The 13,658-nt window shown below is 73.0% G+C and carries 14 protein-coding genes; 9 read left to right on the top strand and 5 right to left on the bottom strand.

The genetic code is table 11. The annotated features are described in order from the left end of the window. Positions 1-105: 105 nt before the first annotated feature. Positions 106-948: a 3-methyl-2-oxobutanoate hydroxymethyltransferase gene (gene panB / locus C2865_RS11460; protein ID WP_106398325.1), complete on the top strand. Its 843-nt coding sequence runs from the start codon at positions 106-108 to the stop codon at positions 946-948. A 74-nt stretch (positions 949-1,022) separates the two neighbouring features. On the opposite strand, the gene npdG is transcribed toward panB, so the two are convergent. Then, complete coding sequence (gene npdG, locus C2865_RS11455) at positions 1,023-1,694, bottom strand: NADPH-dependent F420 reductase (RefSeq protein WP_106398324.1); 672 nt, start codon at positions 1,692-1,694, stop codon at positions 1,023-1,025. A gap of 97 nt (positions 1,695-1,791) precedes the next feature. Between npdG and C2865_RS11450 the strand changes: the two genes are divergently transcribed. Continuing rightward, on the top strand, positions 1,792-2,358 hold the full coding sequence (locus C2865_RS11450) for a hypothetical protein (protein ID WP_106398323.1): 567 nt from the start codon (positions 1,792-1,794) through the stop codon (positions 2,356-2,358). On the opposite strand, the gene C2865_RS39965 is transcribed toward C2865_RS11450, so the two are convergent. After that, positions 2,346-2,516 (bottom strand): hypothetical protein, encoded by a 171-nt coding sequence (locus tag C2865_RS39965; protein ID WP_198653173.1) that lies wholly within the window; start codon positions 2,514-2,516, stop codon positions 2,346-2,348. The genes C2865_RS11450 and C2865_RS39965 overlap by 13 nt on opposite strands. 56 nt (positions 2,517-2,572) lie before the next feature. On the opposite strand from C2865_RS39965, the gene map reads away from it, so the two are divergent. The 6 genes from map to C2865_RS11420 all read left to right on the top strand — a co-directional run bounded on the left by map (position 2,573) and on the right by C2865_RS11420 (position 9,568). After that, a complete protein-coding gene (gene map, locus C2865_RS11445) occupies positions 2,573-3,424 on the top strand; it encodes a type I methionyl aminopeptidase (protein ID WP_106398322.1) in 852 nt (283 codons plus the stop codon). A 139-nt stretch (positions 3,425-3,563) separates the two neighbouring features. Then, positions 3,564-4,283, top strand: a complete 720-nt coding sequence (locus C2865_RS11440; RefSeq protein WP_198653172.1) for a metal-dependent hydrolase — start codon at positions 3,564-3,566, stop codon at positions 4,281-4,283. Positions 4,284-4,564: 281 nt separating this feature from the next. Then, entirely contained in the window at positions 4,565-5,617 is a 1,053-nt protein-coding gene (locus C2865_RS11435) for a S1C family serine protease (RefSeq protein WP_106398321.1), read from the top strand. Positions 5,618-5,695: 78 nt separating this feature from the next. Further along, positions 5,696-6,934 (top strand): DUF5685 family protein, encoded by a 1,239-nt coding sequence (locus C2865_RS11430; RefSeq protein WP_332873360.1) that lies wholly within the window; start codon positions 5,696-5,698, stop codon positions 6,932-6,934. Positions 6,935-7,016: 82 nt separating this feature from the next. Next, positions 7,017-7,562 (top strand): copper resistance CopC family protein, encoded by a 546-nt coding sequence (locus C2865_RS11425; RefSeq protein WP_157963663.1) that lies wholly within the window; start codon positions 7,017-7,019, stop codon positions 7,560-7,562. 8 nt (positions 7,563-7,570) lie between these two features. Beyond that, positions 7,571-9,568, top strand: coding sequence for a bifunctional copper resistance protein CopD/cytochrome c oxidase assembly protein (locus C2865_RS11420; protein ID WP_232835521.1), 1,998 nt, complete (start codon positions 7,571-7,573; stop codon positions 9,566-9,568). On the opposite strand, the gene C2865_RS11415 is transcribed toward C2865_RS11420, so the two are convergent. Beyond that, positions 9,565-10,212 carry a response regulator gene (locus C2865_RS11415; protein ID WP_106398317.1) on the bottom strand — a complete coding sequence of 216 codons (648 nt, stop codon included), beginning with the start codon at positions 10,210-10,212 and terminating at the stop codon, positions 9,565-9,567. The two genes, C2865_RS11420 and C2865_RS11415, sit on opposite strands and share 4 nt — an antisense overlap. After that, a complete protein-coding gene (locus C2865_RS11410; RefSeq protein ID WP_232835520.1) occupies positions 10,209-11,447 on the bottom strand; it encodes a sensor histidine kinase in 1,239 nt (412 codons plus the stop codon). Before C2865_RS11410 ends, C2865_RS11415 begins: the two co-directional genes overlap by 4 nt. A gap of 175 nt (positions 11,448-11,622) precedes the next feature. Here C2865_RS11410 and C2865_RS11405 point away from each other — a divergent pair, with 175 nt between their 5' ends. Continuing rightward, the gene (locus C2865_RS11405; protein ID WP_106398316.1) at positions 11,623-12,156 is read left to right on the top strand and encodes a GtrA family protein; all 534 of its coding nucleotides are present in this window, start codon (positions 11,623-11,625) and stop codon (positions 12,154-12,156) included. Between the two features lie 104 nt (positions 12,157-12,260). Here the strand turns inward: C2865_RS11405 and C2865_RS11400 are convergent, their stop codons facing one another. Beyond that, complete coding sequence (locus C2865_RS11400; RefSeq protein WP_232835519.1) at positions 12,261-13,556, bottom strand: helix-turn-helix domain-containing protein; 1,296 nt, start codon at positions 13,554-13,556, stop codon at positions 12,261-12,263. Positions 13,557-13,658 lie beyond the last annotated feature (102 nt).

Raw genomic sequence — 13,658 nt, 5'->3', positions numbered from 1 at the left:
AAAAAGTGGGGAATGGGGCCTCTTCCCCTGCCGTTGAGATGGTGGGATCATCGATCCCGTCCGGGTACGCCGAAGGGGCGCCTCGAGACTGGAGGTAGATCAAGCATGTCCACAACGCAGGACCGGTCGACCATGCTCTATGGCGGCCAGGGAACCCGGCGGATCACCGTACGCGACATCGCCGCGGCCAAGGCGCGCGGCGAGAAGTGGCCGATGCTCACCGCCTACGACGCGCTCACCGCGCGGATCTTCGACGAGGCGGGCATCCCCGTGCTGCTCGTCGGCGACTCCGCCGCCATGGTCGTCTACGGGTACGACTCCACCGTCCCGGTGACGGTCGACGACCTCATCCCCCTCACCGCCGCCGTCGTGCGCGGCTCCAAGCGCGCTCTGGTCGTCGCCGACCTGCCGTTCGGCTCCTACCAGGCCTCGGTGGAGCAGGGCCTGACCACCGCCACCCGCTTCCTGAAGGAGACCGGGGCGCACGCGGTCAAGCTGGAGGGCGGCCGCCGCGTCCTGCCGCAGGCCGAGGCCATGGTCGCGGCCGGCATCCCGGTCATGGGCCACCTCGGGCTGACCCCGCAGTCGGTCAACGTCTTCGGCGGCTACCGGGTCCAGGGCCGCGGCGAGGCCGGCGAGCAGCTGCTGCAGGACGCCAAGGCGCTGGAGGCCGCGGGCGCCTTCGCCGTGGTGCTCGAGTGCGTGCCCGAGGACCTGGCCGCGCGGGTCACCGCCTCCCTGTCGATCCCGACCATCGGCATCGGCGCCGGAGCGGGGACCGACGCCCAGGTGCTGGTCTGGCAGGACATGGCCGGGCTGGTCCCGCACACCGCCAAGTTCGTGAAGAAGTACGCCGCGGTCGGCGACCTGCTCTCCCAGGCCGCCCGCGAGTACGCCGAGGAGGTCGTCGGCGGGGCCTTCCCGGCGGCGGAGCACTCCTACCACTGACCCCCTCCCGCCCCTGGAGGAGAAACGGAACGGCCCCCGGCGCTCGCCGGGGGCCGTTTCCGCCTGCGGGGAGGTCACACGTCGGTGAGGCGGATGCCCGCGTGGGCCTTGTAGCGGCGGTTGATCGAGATGAGGTTGGCGGTGAACGCCTCCACCTGGTGGGCGTTGCGCAGCCGTCCGCCGTAGACGCCGCGGACGCCGGAGATCTGGGCGGCCAGCGCCTGCACGAGGTCGGTCGCCTCGCGGTCGTCGCCCAGCACCAGCACGTCCAGGTCGATCGTGTCGACCTGCGGGTCCAGCAGCAGCACGGCCGACACGTGGTGGAAGGCGGCCACGACCCGGCTCTCGGTGAGGATGGCCTCGGCCTGCTGGGCGGCGCTGCCCTCCTCGACCGGCAGCGCGTAGGCGCCCTTCTTGTCGAAGCCCATCGGGTTCACGCAGTCCACCACGATCTTCCCGGCCAGCTCGGACCTCAGCGCCTGGAGGGTCGCCTGGTGCCCGCCCCAGGGCACCGCGATGATCACGATGTCGGACTCGGTGGCGCAGGCGGCGTTGTCCAGGCCGCGCAGCCCCTTGTCGGCGCCGCCGAGCTCGTCCGCCGCCTCCTGGGCGCGGTCGGCCGCGCGGGAGCCGATGATCACCTGGTGCCCGGCGAGGGCGAACCGGCGCGCCAGGCCCTTGCCCTGGTCACCGGTGCCGCCCAGGATGCCGATGGTCAGGCCGCTCACGTCAGGGAGATCACTCATGGGGCCGATCCTGCCAGGTGGGCCGGAACCCGGTTCCATCGGCCCCGCCCGTGGCGATCCGCGGGCGGCTCCGCGCCGTTTGCGTCAGGATGGAGCGATGGACGCCGGTCAAGTGACACTGCTGCGCGAGCTCCTGTCCTCCACCGAGCTGATGGCCGACACCCGCAGGTTCGCCCGCGCCCTGCGCTCCTCGGCGCGCGAGGACCTGCTGCTGCTGGGCACCCCGCGGGAGGAGCCCTGGCATCTGGCCGCCCATCTGGACGAGGAGAGCCGCTTCGTCCCCCGGCTGAAGCCGACCCTGGTGCGCTGGAACCCCCCGCCTGGGGCGCCGGCGCACCTGGCGGTCGGCCTGGAGCGGCTGGCCGACGCGCGGCGCGGCGAGGCGTTGTTCGTGGTCGCGCCCGAAAGCGCGCCCGACCCGCTGCTGGAGCGGGTCGACGACGCGCGGCGCTCGGGCGCGGTGATCCTCACCATGGACGGCGGGGACCGGGAGCTGACGGGCCTGGCGCACGAGACGCTGACCGTGCGGTCCGGCGGCCTGGTCACCTTCGACCAGGCGCAGCACCTGGTGAGCGCCTCGGCGGCGGAGGAGAGCCCCCGGCGGGGGCTGCGCGAGCGGCTCGCGCGGCTGCTGGACGCCGTCAGCGGCCCTCAGGTGTCCTGAGCGTCCCACTGCTCGTTGCGCTCCTGCGCGGTGGTCAGGGCGAACCTGGCCTCCTCCTCGCTGTCGTAGGGACCCATGCGAACGCCGTCGGGGCAGCCGGGCCCCTCCTCCACCCGCATGTGCCGCAGGCAGAAAAACCAGTGTCCCTCATCAGCCATGATCAGCCCTCCTGTCCGAATTCCTGCCCTGATTCGGGCATCTAAACTCTCTTCCCATGACGACGACGTATCTCACGCCCGGCAAGGTCTCGCCTCCGCGCAAGGTCCCCTCGAACATCGAGCGGCCCGAGTACGTCGGGAAGAAGTCCCCCAAGACCGGTGAGCCCGACGTCAAGACGCCCGAGATCATCGAGGCCATGCGGGTGGCCGGCCGGATCGCCGGGCAGGCCCTGGCCGAGGTCGGCCGCGCCGTCCGCCCGGGGATCACCACCGACGAGCTCGACCGGATCGGCCACGAGTTCCTCCTCGACCACGGCGCCTACCCCTCCACCCTGGGGTACCGCGGCTTCCCCAAGTCGCTGTGCACCTCGATCAACGAGGTGATCTGCCACGGCATCCCCGATGACACCGTCCTGCGTGACGGCGACATCGTCAACGTCGACATCACCGCCTTCATCGGCGGCGTCCACGGCGACACCGACGCCACGTTCCTCGTCGGCGACGTGAACGAGGAGTCCCGCCTGCTGGTGGAGCGCACCCGCGAGGCCATGATGCGCGGCATCAAGGCGGTGCGCCCCGGCCGCGCCGTCAACGTCGTCGGCCGGGTGATCGAGGCCTACGCCCGCCGGTTCGGCTACGGGGTGGTGCGCGACTTCACCGGCCACGGCATCGGCACCACGTTCCACTCCGGGCTGATCATCCCGCACTACGACGACCCGCACGCCACCACGGTCATGGAGGCGGGCATGACCTTCACCATCGAGCCGATGCTCACCCTGGGCACCCACGACTACGACATGTGGGACGACGGCTGGACCGTGGTCACCAAGGACCGCAGGCGCACCGCCCAGTTCGAGCACACGCTCCTGGTCACCGAGTCGGGCGCCGAGATCCTCACCTTGCCCTGAGGGCACACCCTCCTGTCCCGGCGGGGGCGCCGGCCTGGCCATCAGGCGGGCAATCCATGACAAACGGCGCGGCGGGCATGGTCACGGCCGGACCGGCGGGCGATAATCCGCCCGTGCTGAACTTCGAGGTGCGTGCCGCATGATGGGTCCCACACACGCGCTGTCGGGCGCGGCGGCCTGGCTGGCCGCCGTGCCGCTGCTGCAGAGCGCCGAGCTGATGCAGGGCCACGCGGTGCAGCTGTCCGCCGGGCAGATCGCCGCGGGGACGGTGGTGTGCGCCGGGGCGGCGATGCTGCCCGACATCGACCACCACGACGGCACCATCGCCAACACCTTCGGCGTCCTGACGAAGGTGCTGTGCCGGGCCGTCGGCAAGGTCTCCGGCGGGCACCGGCAGGCCACCCACTCGATCCTGTTCGCGCTGGGCGCCGGGTACGGGGCCCACTGGCTGGCCGCCCACCAGGAGCCGGTCTGGTGGGCGCTGCTCTTCCTGCTGGTGGGGCTCGGGCTGCGCGGCCTGGGCATCCGGATCGGCGCCAACGACGCCTACACCGGCGTGCTCAACGCGCTGGCCGCGGCGGCGCTGGTCTTCTGGATGCACGACCTCGACATGCTGTGGGCGGGCTACGCCGTCGCGCTGGGCTGCCTGATGCACCTGGCGGGCGACTGCTGCACGCCGCGCGGCTGCCCCGTGCTGTGGCCCGCGCCCTGGCGGCTGGCCGTGCCGTTGGTCCCGCGGACGAACGGCAGGATGGAGAAGTGGGTGATCACTCCGGTCCTCACCCTGGGGGTGGTGATCCTGGCCGTTCGCACCGCGGTGGGCGACGAGGTCGCGAACTGGCTGGAGAACGGGGTCTGAGCCCCCGGCCGCCGCGTCAGTCCTTGAGCGTCACCGTGTGGAGGGAGACGTCCACCTTCTGGGCCTCGTCGGAGCAGCTGCACTGGCCGCACCCCGGCAGGGTATGCATTTCCTCACCCTTCCTTCCCTTGTACTGCGCTGCGTCGATTCGAGCGTACGCCGCCTGACCTGGGCGAGTCTGTGTCTCCGGCGCGCCGATTCCCCGCGGGAAGGGAAGTCTCTCCTCCCCGTCGGCGCGCGGGAGCCGTCTAAGGCGCCGCGGGCGGGGAAGGGAACGTCTCGTGGGGAGACGAGAGTTCTGTGCGGCGGTCCTGGCCGCCGTGCTGCTGGCCGGATGCTCGGGAGGCGGCGGCGACCAGCGCGCCACGACGGCCGGGACCACCGCCCCGCCCGCCGGGGACACCTCCGCCCTGACGGGGCTGGAGGACGCCTACGTCCGCATCGTGGCCTCCGTGCTGCCGTCCGTCGTCCAGATCAACACCGACCAGGGCGAGGGGTCGGGCGTCGTCTACGACGGCGAGGGGCACATCGTCACCAACGCGCACGTGGTGGCGGGGGCGCGCAGCCTGGAGGTGGTGCCCTCCAGCGGTGGCAGCCCGCAGCGCGCCCGGCTGGTCGGCGCCTTCGAGGCCGGGGACCTGGCCGTGGTGAAGGTGGAGGGCGCGAACCTGCGCCCGGCGAGGTTCGGCGACTCCACCGGGCTGAAGGTCGGGCAGATCGTCCTGGCCATGGGCAGCCCGCTGGGCCTGTCGGGCAGCGTCACCAACGGCATCATCTCGGCGACCGGCCGGACGGTGACCTCCCAGCGGCAGGGCGCCTTCCCCGGCGCGACCATCTCCGACGCGGTGCAGACCAGCGCGGCCATCAACCCCGGCAACAGCGGGGGCGCGCTGGTCACGCTGGACGGCGAGGTCGTCGGCATCCCCACCCTGGCCGCGGGCACCGGTTCGGGCGACCTGGCGGCCGGCATCGGCTTCGCCATCCCCGGCGACACCGTGCGCACCATCGTGCCCCAGCTGATCTCCTCCGGACGGGTCACCAACACCGGGCGGGCCGCGCTGAACGTCACGATCGCCCAGACCTTCGACAACGCCACCGGGGAGCCCGGCGGCGTCGCGATCGTCTCGGTGGGCGAGGGCGGCGCCGCCGCCGAGGCGGGCCTGCGCGAGGGCGACGTCATCGTGGAGATCGCCGGGCGGGCGACCCCGACCACCACCGCGCTCGCCGAGGTGCTGGCCGACCTGAAGGTGGGCCAGACCGTGCCGGTGAAGGTGCGGCGGGACGGCCGGGAGCAGACCGTCCAGGTGAAACTGGGCGAACTACCTGGAGATTGATTTTTCGCACAAAAACCCCGAACACCCGCACAAGCAGGGACGTCAGTGAATAATGCGCTGATCGCCTGCGAAGGGAACATGATGTTCGGGGTGGTACGACCCTGCCGGCACGGTATGTGCACGACGCTGTTCAAGGACTGGATGGCCCACCTGTGCGGGTTGTGCCTCACCCTGCGCGATGAGCACGGGCACCGCGCCCGGCTGGTGACCAACTACGACGGCCTGCTGGTCTCGGTGCTCACCGAGGCGCAGTCCGCCGCCGCGTCCCCGCGCCGCAGGGCCGGCGCGTGCGCGCTGCGCGGCTTCAAGGGCGCCGACGTGGTGGCCGCGCGGGCCGAGGGAGCGCGGCTGGCCGCCGCGGTCTCCCTGCTGCTGGCGGCGGGCAAGACCCGCGACCACATCGCCGACGGGGACGGCCCCTACGCCCGCAGGCCGGTCGCCGCGGCCGCCGCCCGGATGGCCGACCGCTGGGACGCCGCGGGCGGCGCCGCCGGCGCGGGCCTCGGCTTCGAGGCGGCCGTGCTGCGCGACGCCGTGGCCCGCCAGACCGTCCTGGAAGGCACCCCCGGCCGAACCCTGCTGGAGCTGCTGGAACCGACCGAGACCGCCGTCGCGGCGGCCTTCGCGCACACCGCGGTGCTGGCGGGCCGTCCGGGCAACGCCGAGCCCCTGGCCGAGGCCGGCCGCTTCTTCGGCAGGCTCGCCCACCTGCTCGACGCCGTGGAGGACCTCCCCGCCGACCACTCCGCCGGGGTCTTCAACCCCCTGACGGCCACCGACACCCCGCTGCGCGAGGCGCGGCGGCTGTGCGACGCGTCCCTGCACGGGCTGCGCCTGGCCCTGGCCGACGCCGAGTTCGAGAACCGCTCGCTGGTGAAGGCCCTGCTGGAGCGGGAGACCCGCAAGGCCGTGGACCGGACGTTCCAGGGCCACCCGTACGCGGTCTTCGACGAGCCCGCGGCCGCCGCCCGCGGCGGTCTTCCCGTCCTGCCGGTCGTGGGCCAGTACCCCCCGCCGGGGCAGTACCCTCCGGGGCACTACCCGCCGCCCGGGCAGGTGCCTCCCGGCCACCGGCCGCCCAAGAGGCGTCCGGGCGGGCCGGAGCTGTGCCTGGCCGGTGCGGCGGTCGGCTGCACCTGCGGCCTGTGGCGGCCGGAGTGGAGCGAGTACCACGACGCGTCCTGCACCGACCGGTGCGTCTGCAGCCGCTGCGATGACTGCAGCGGCTGCGGGGACTGCTGCGGTGGCTGCGGGGACTGCTGCAGCTGCTGCGGGGACGGCGGCTGCTGCGACTGCAACTGCAGTTGCGACTGCTGACCCCCCTTCGGGGCGGGCGGGCGCCGACCGCGCCGAAGGGTCAATAAGGTGGAAGGGTCTCCAGCCCCGACCCGAGAAGATCATGAACCTTCCTGTTCGCCGCCTCGGCCCGCTCACCGCGCTGGCCGCGCTGCTGCTGCTGCTCTTCGCCGCCCCCGCCTCCGCGCACACCGCGCTCACCGGCAGCGACCCGGCCGACGGGGCCGAGGTCGCCGCCCCGTCCCAGGTGACGCTGACCTTCAACGAGAACGTGCGCTCGGCCCGGATCATCGTCCGGCCGGAGAACTCCGAGGCCGAGGTGCAGCGGGGCGCCGCCCGGCTGGACGGCGCGAAGGCCGTCCAGCGGATCAAGGGCACCCTGCCGAACGGGAAGTACACGATCGGGTACCGGGTGATCTCCGCCGACGGGCACCCGGTCACCGGAGTGCTGTCCTTCACCGTCACCGGCCCGCCCGCCGAGGGCGGCACCGAGCCCACCGAGGCCGGTAGCGCCCCGGCCCCCGCGCAGAGCGCTCCCGCCGAGCCCGCCGAGGCCGAGGGCGGCGCCACCCGCTGGATCATGGTCGGCGCCGGACTGGCCGCCGGAGCGGGCCTCGGACTGCTGTTCACGATGCGACGGCGCCGGTGATACGCCAGGTGGCCAAGGCCGCGGCGCTCGCGGTCGCCGCGACCGTCGCGGGCCTGATCGCCGCGCTCTACGCCGGCGGCGCGATCGCCGAACGGGTGATCCCCGGCATCAGCGACGCCGGGACCCTGGTGCGGTGGGGCCTTCCGGTGGCCCGCACCACGATGGAGATCGCCTCGGCGCTGACCGTGGGCTGCCTGCTCATGGCGATCGTGCTGCTCCCCCTGATCAAGGACGGGCTCACCTCGGCCGCCCAGCGCTACCTGCGGGCGGCCTCCTGGTGCGCGGCCGCCTGGGCCGCCGCCGCGGGCTCCGTCCTGGTGCTGACCGTCGCGGAGATCCTCGGCCTGCCGGTCACCGGGCTGCTGCGCGGCCACGAGCTGTCCAGCTACGCCGGGCAGATCCCCGAGGGCACCGCGCTGCTGATGGTCATCCTGATGTCGGTGATGGTGGCGCTGCTGTCGCGCACCGTCTCCACCCCGGCCGCCGGCCTGGGCCTGCTGGCGCTGTCCCTGGTGGCGCTGCTGCCGCCCGCGCTGACCGGCCACTCGGCCTCCTCCCCCAACCACTCGGTCGCGATCGTCGGGCTCGCCCTGCACCTGCTGGCCGTGGTGCCCTGGGTGGGCGGTCTGGCCGTCCTGGTCTGGCACGCGCTCAGCAAGGGCAGGCTGCTGGACACCGCCGTCGGCCGGTTCAGCAGGCTGGCCGTCTGGTGCCTGGTCGTGACGGGCCTGTCCGGGCTGGCCAACACCGTCTCCCGGCTGCCCGACCCGCTGCAGCTGTTCACCACCGACTACGGCCGGATCATCCTGGCGAAGATCGTGCTGATCGCCGTCCTCGGCTGGTTCGGCTGGCGGCACCGGGAGCACACGATCCCGGCCATCGCCGCGGGCAGGCCGCTGGCGTTCACCCGGCTCGCCGTCGTCGAGACCGCGATCATGGGCGCGACCATGGGCGTGGCGGTCGCGCTCGCCCAGACCGCGCCCCCGCCGACGGCGACCGGCTCGGTGAGCACGGTGGAGGCGCTGATCGGCTACGAGATGCCGGCGCCGGTCACCGTGGCCAGGCTCGCCTCGCTGTGGCGGTTCGACCTCTTCTTCGTGGTGCTGGTGCTGGTGCTGGGCGGCGTTTACCTGGCCGGGGTGCTGCGGCTGCGCCGCCGCGGCGACGCCTGGCCGTGGGGCCGCGTCGTCGCCTGGTTCACCGGCCTCCTGTCGATCGTCGCCGTCACCCTCACCGGCGTCGCCACCTACGCCCCGGTCCTGTTCAGCGTGCACATGGCCCAGCACATGACGCTCGCCATGCTCACTCCGATCTTCCTGGTGCTGGGCGCGCCGACGACCCTGGCGCTGCGCGCCCTCAAACCCGCCGAGGTGCGCGGCGACCGGGGTCCGCGCGAGTGGCTGACCGCCTTCCTGGGCAGCCGGTTCACCAAGGTCCTGGCGCACCCGGTGACCGCCGGGCTGATCTTCATCGGCAGCACCTACGCGCTGTACTTCAGCCCCGCGTTCGAGTGGATGATGCGCAACCACCTCGGGCACATCGGCATGATGATGCACTTCGTGCTCAGCGGCTACCTCTTCTACTGGGTGATCATCGGCGTGGACCCCTCCCCGCACAAGGTCCCCCATGTGGGGCGGCTGCTGCTGCTGTTCGTCACCATGCCGTTCCACGCGTTCTTCGGCATCGCGCTGATGAACATGGGCAAGCCGCTGGCCGCCGAGTGGTACGAGGCCGTCCAGCCGCCGTGGGGCGTCACGCCCGTGCACGACCTGCAGACGGGCGGCGCCATCGCCTGGGGGTTCGGCGAGATCCCCACCTTCATCGTGCTCATCGCGATCGTCGTCCAGTGGGCCGTCTCCGACCAGCGGCTCTCCCGCCGCTCCGACCGCAAGGCCGACCGCGACGAGGACGCCGAGCTCGCCCGCTACAACGCGATGCTCTCCCAGCTCGGCGACTCCGACCCTGCCGACTCCCCCGCCAGGCCCGCGCCGACCGACGCCGGCTAGCGCGGCTGGATGAAGCCGCTCTCGTAGGCGAAGATCACCGCCTGGGTGCGGTCCCTGGCGCCCAGCTTGGCCAGCAGGTTGCCCACGTGCGTCTTGACGGTCTGCGGGCTGACGACCAGGGACCCGGCGATCTCGGAGTTGGACAGGCCGGAGGCCATCAGGCGCAGCACCTCGGCCTCGCGCTCGGTCAGCCGGTCGTGCCAGCCGGCCCGCTCGGGGGCGGGCTGGGCGTGCTCGGCGGCCAGCGCCCTGATCGCCGCGGGGAAGAGCAGGATGTCCCCCTGCACCACCATCCGGACGGCCTGCAGGATCTCCTCGGGCCGGGAGCGCTTGAGCAGGAAGCCGTTCGCCCCGGCCCGCAGGGCGTCGTAGACGTAGTCGTCGTTCTCGAAGGTGGTGACCACCAGGATCCGGGGCGGGTCCGGGACCTTCGCCAGGAGGTCGCGGGTGGCCTGGATGCCGTCGACCCTCGGCATCCGCACGTCCATGAGCACCACCTGGGGCCGCAGGCGCAGCGCCTCGACCAGCGCCTCCGCCCCGTCGGCGGCCTCGCCGACCACCTCCAGGTCCGGTTCGGCGGCCACGATGGCCCGCAGCCCCGCACGGATCAGCCGCTCGTCGTCGACGATCAGCACCGAGATCATGTACTCCCCTTCGGGATCGGGATGGAGGCGCGCAGCCGCCAGCGGTCCCGGTCGGCTTCGGCGCTCAGCGTGCCGCGCAGGACGTGGACGCGCTCGCCCAGCCCCGCCAGCCCCCGGCCTCCGGTGCCTCCGCCGTGGGTGCGCGCGCCCATCGGGTTGCTCAGTTCCAGGTCGAGCCCGCACGGGCCGATGGCCAGCCGCAGTTCGACCGGCACGCGTCCGGCGTGCTTGGCCACGTTGGTCAGCCCCTCCTGGACGATGCGGTAGGCCTCCCGGGAGACCGCCGCGGGCAGCCGGTCCAGGTCCCCCGTGCGGCGCAGGTCGATCTCCAGGCCGGTCTTGCCCAGCAGGTCCTCCAGGTCGTGCAGGGTCCGCTGGGGGGTGCGCTTGCCGCCGCCCTCCTCCTCGCGCAGGAGGCCGAGGACGTGGTCGAGGTCCTCCAGCGCGGTCCGCGCGCTCTCCTCGATCGCCTGGAGCGCCTGCCGGGCGAACTCCGTGTCCCGTTCCAGCACGCGGGCGGCCGCGGCGGACTGCACGGTGACGATGCTGAGCGCGTGCCCGACCGAGTCGTGCAGCTCGCGGGCGAGGCGGGTGCGCTCGGCCTGCGCGTCGGCCCGCCGCTCGGCCGCGGCGATCCGCTCCTCGGGTGAGGGTCCCAGCGCCCAGGCCGCCCCCTTGACGGCCAGGCTGCCCAGGAGGGCCATCCCGTAGACCAGGACCAGCAGCGGCACGATTCCCAGCGGGATCACCCACATGCCCTCCCAGCCCTGCGGGACCCCGGACATCTGCGGGATCTCGGACTTCGGGCCGCTGGGGGCCCGTGCGGCGAAGGGCCGGGTGAAGACCCAGCCGCACAGGAGGGGGACGAGCACGCTGAGGGCGCCGACCGCACCGCCGACGGCCACGTGGACGGTGAACCAGACGGCGGCGCGCAGCCTGGCCGGCCAGCGGGTGTCCTGGCCGGGCTGCTCCGGCGCGCCCAGCATCTCCAGGGAGATGGAGCACTCCAGGCGGCGGACCACCGGCATCAGGCCGGTCACGAACAACCCGGCCGCCAGCACGGCGAAGAACGTCCCCATCGGCAGCAGGGCCGACCCGCCTGCCTCGTCCACCGTGCCGCCCACGACCATCGCCATGAACAGGTAGGGGAAGGAGACCATCCCGCCGAGGATCATGAACGCCCAGCGCCGCCACGTCACCCCGGAGTACAGGGGGCGGAGCGGGGATCCGGGCATGCCCTCATTCTCTCAGCCGACCGGACCCGGGGGCCTCCACCCCAGGTCCCGTCCACATATCCCCCCAGCGCGGGAGTGACGGAGGAGACAGGACACGGTTCTATAAATAAAGCACCACCCGGGCTAAGGTGATCGGGAGGTTAAAAGTGTCAGTGACTGACGATAGCGTGCGAACATGAGCGGTCAGGAAGATCAGACGGGGCTGCGGCCCTGCGAGCCCGCGGACCACCCGCGGACGCCCGGCGCGCGCCGGGACGTGCCGCGCGGTGACCGGACCCCGGGCCCTGTCTCGTCCTTCATCCGCTTCGTCCTGTGCGGCGGCGGCGTCACCCTGCTCTCCAGCTGGGCGCTCATCCTGCTGGACGCCACCATGAGCCTGGTCCTGGCCAACGCGCTGGTGACAGCCCTGGGCACCCTCCTGGTCAACGAGCTGCACGGCCGCGTCTCCTTCAAGAGCGACCGGCGCGGCTGGCGCATGCACGGCGAGTCGGCGCTCACCGCGCTCGGCGCCTACCTGGTCACCACCGGGGCCATGCTGGCCCTGCACCACCTCGACACCGACCCGGCCGCCCTGCTCGAGCAGGGCGTCTACCTCGTCGCCTCGGGCGTCGCCGGCACCTGCCGCTTCCTGGTGCTGCGGCTCGTCGTCTTCGGCCGGACGGACCGCGGGCGCCGCGACGGCCGCAACACGGTGGTCCTGGCGGCCTGACCGGCTCCGCCCACCGCCCCGGACGCGAAAGGGCCCCGGCCGCATGCGGCCGGGGCCCGTCCGTCTCCAGGATGATCCCCTCCTCCCGAAGGAGGAGCCGGCGCCTAGAGGCCGACGCAGGCCAGCGCCCGGCGGTAGGCGTCGCGCCGGTGGGTCTCCTCGCCGGTCTCGCCCATCAGCTCGGCCAGGTCGAACCAGGCCTGGGCCGCGTCGCGGGTCGACTCCATCTCCTCCAGGTGGGTGGCGGCCCTGGTCAGCACCTCCAGCGCCTCGTTCCGGCGGCCCAGCCGCACGTACGCCTCGCCCAGCACCGTCAGCGCCCAGGCCGAGGTGCGCCGCGGCGCGCCGCCCAGCAGGTCCAGCGCCTGCTGTGCCAGCTCGACGGCCTCGGCCGGGCGGCCCAGGAGCGTCTCGGCGCGGGCCAGCTCGGTCAGGCACCAGGCGGTGTCCACCTCGCCCGCGGCGTTGCCCTCGATCTCCTTGCGCGCCTTGAGCAGGATCTCCCTGCCGCGGGCCGCCTCGGACGGGCGGGCGCGCAGCAGCAGCGAGGCGTAGGCCAGCTTCAGCCGGGACAGGTTGCGCGGGTCCTCGTCCTCGCCCAGCAGGCTCAGCGCGCGTTCGGCCAGGGAGACGCCCCGCTCGTACTCGCCGCGCATCTCGGCCACGTACGCGGCCTCCCAGTAGGCGGCGATCCTGGCCTGCACGGTGCCGATCCGCTCGGCCCGCACCACCAGGTCGTCGGCGAGCTGCCCGGCCCGCACGAGGTCGCCGCGCTCGATGCAGCAGCCCAGCAGGGTGGCGCCCAGGTGGACGGCGGCGTCGGTGTACTCGCCTCCGGCCACCGACAGGCGGCGCAGCGCGTCCTCGGCGACCTGGACGCCCGCGCTGGTGTCGCCGCGTTCGCGCAGGCAGCGGCTGAGCGCGACGTGGGTGCGGGTCCAGTGGTCGCGGTCGTACTCCAGGGACGAGCCCGCGGCGATCTCCCGCAGCGCGGCGATGGCCTCCTCCAGCTCGCCCGCGGCCTCCAGCGCCAGCGCGTGGCCCCACCGGGCCTGGCGCAGCATCTCGGGCAGGGCCAGGGCGTCGGAGTGGGCGAGGACCTCGGCGAAGCGGTCGCGGGCCTCGGCCGCCGCGCCGTTCTGCAGCGCGATCTCGGCATACTCCAGGGTGACGCGCAGCTCGTCGACGATGTCCTCGCTGACGCCGCTGACCAGGTAGGTGGGCGAGCAGTTGAGCTTGCGCGCGAGCAGGTCGATCACGCTGGGGGCGGGCACCCGCTTGTCGCTCTCGATCAGGGAGATATAGCTGTCGGAGAGCTCGGGGAAGGCCAGCTGGGCCTGGCTTATGCCCAGTTTGATACGGAGGTCTCTGATCCGGTCTCCCAGAGTCTCTTGACTCACTGACACCCGCTCCTTTTAACTTGGAGTCATGCCCCGCTTGCACAGAGTCATTACATTTATGGTGATACTGGGAACTTTCGGGATCCCGGCATCCGCGCCTGC

It is taken from the genome of Actinocorallia populi (assembly GCF_002995495.1).
Lineage (GTDB): Bacteria > Actinomycetota > Actinomycetes > Streptosporangiales > Streptosporangiaceae > Actinocorallia > Actinocorallia populi.
This window is presented reverse-complemented; position numbering and strand designations above follow the sequence as displayed.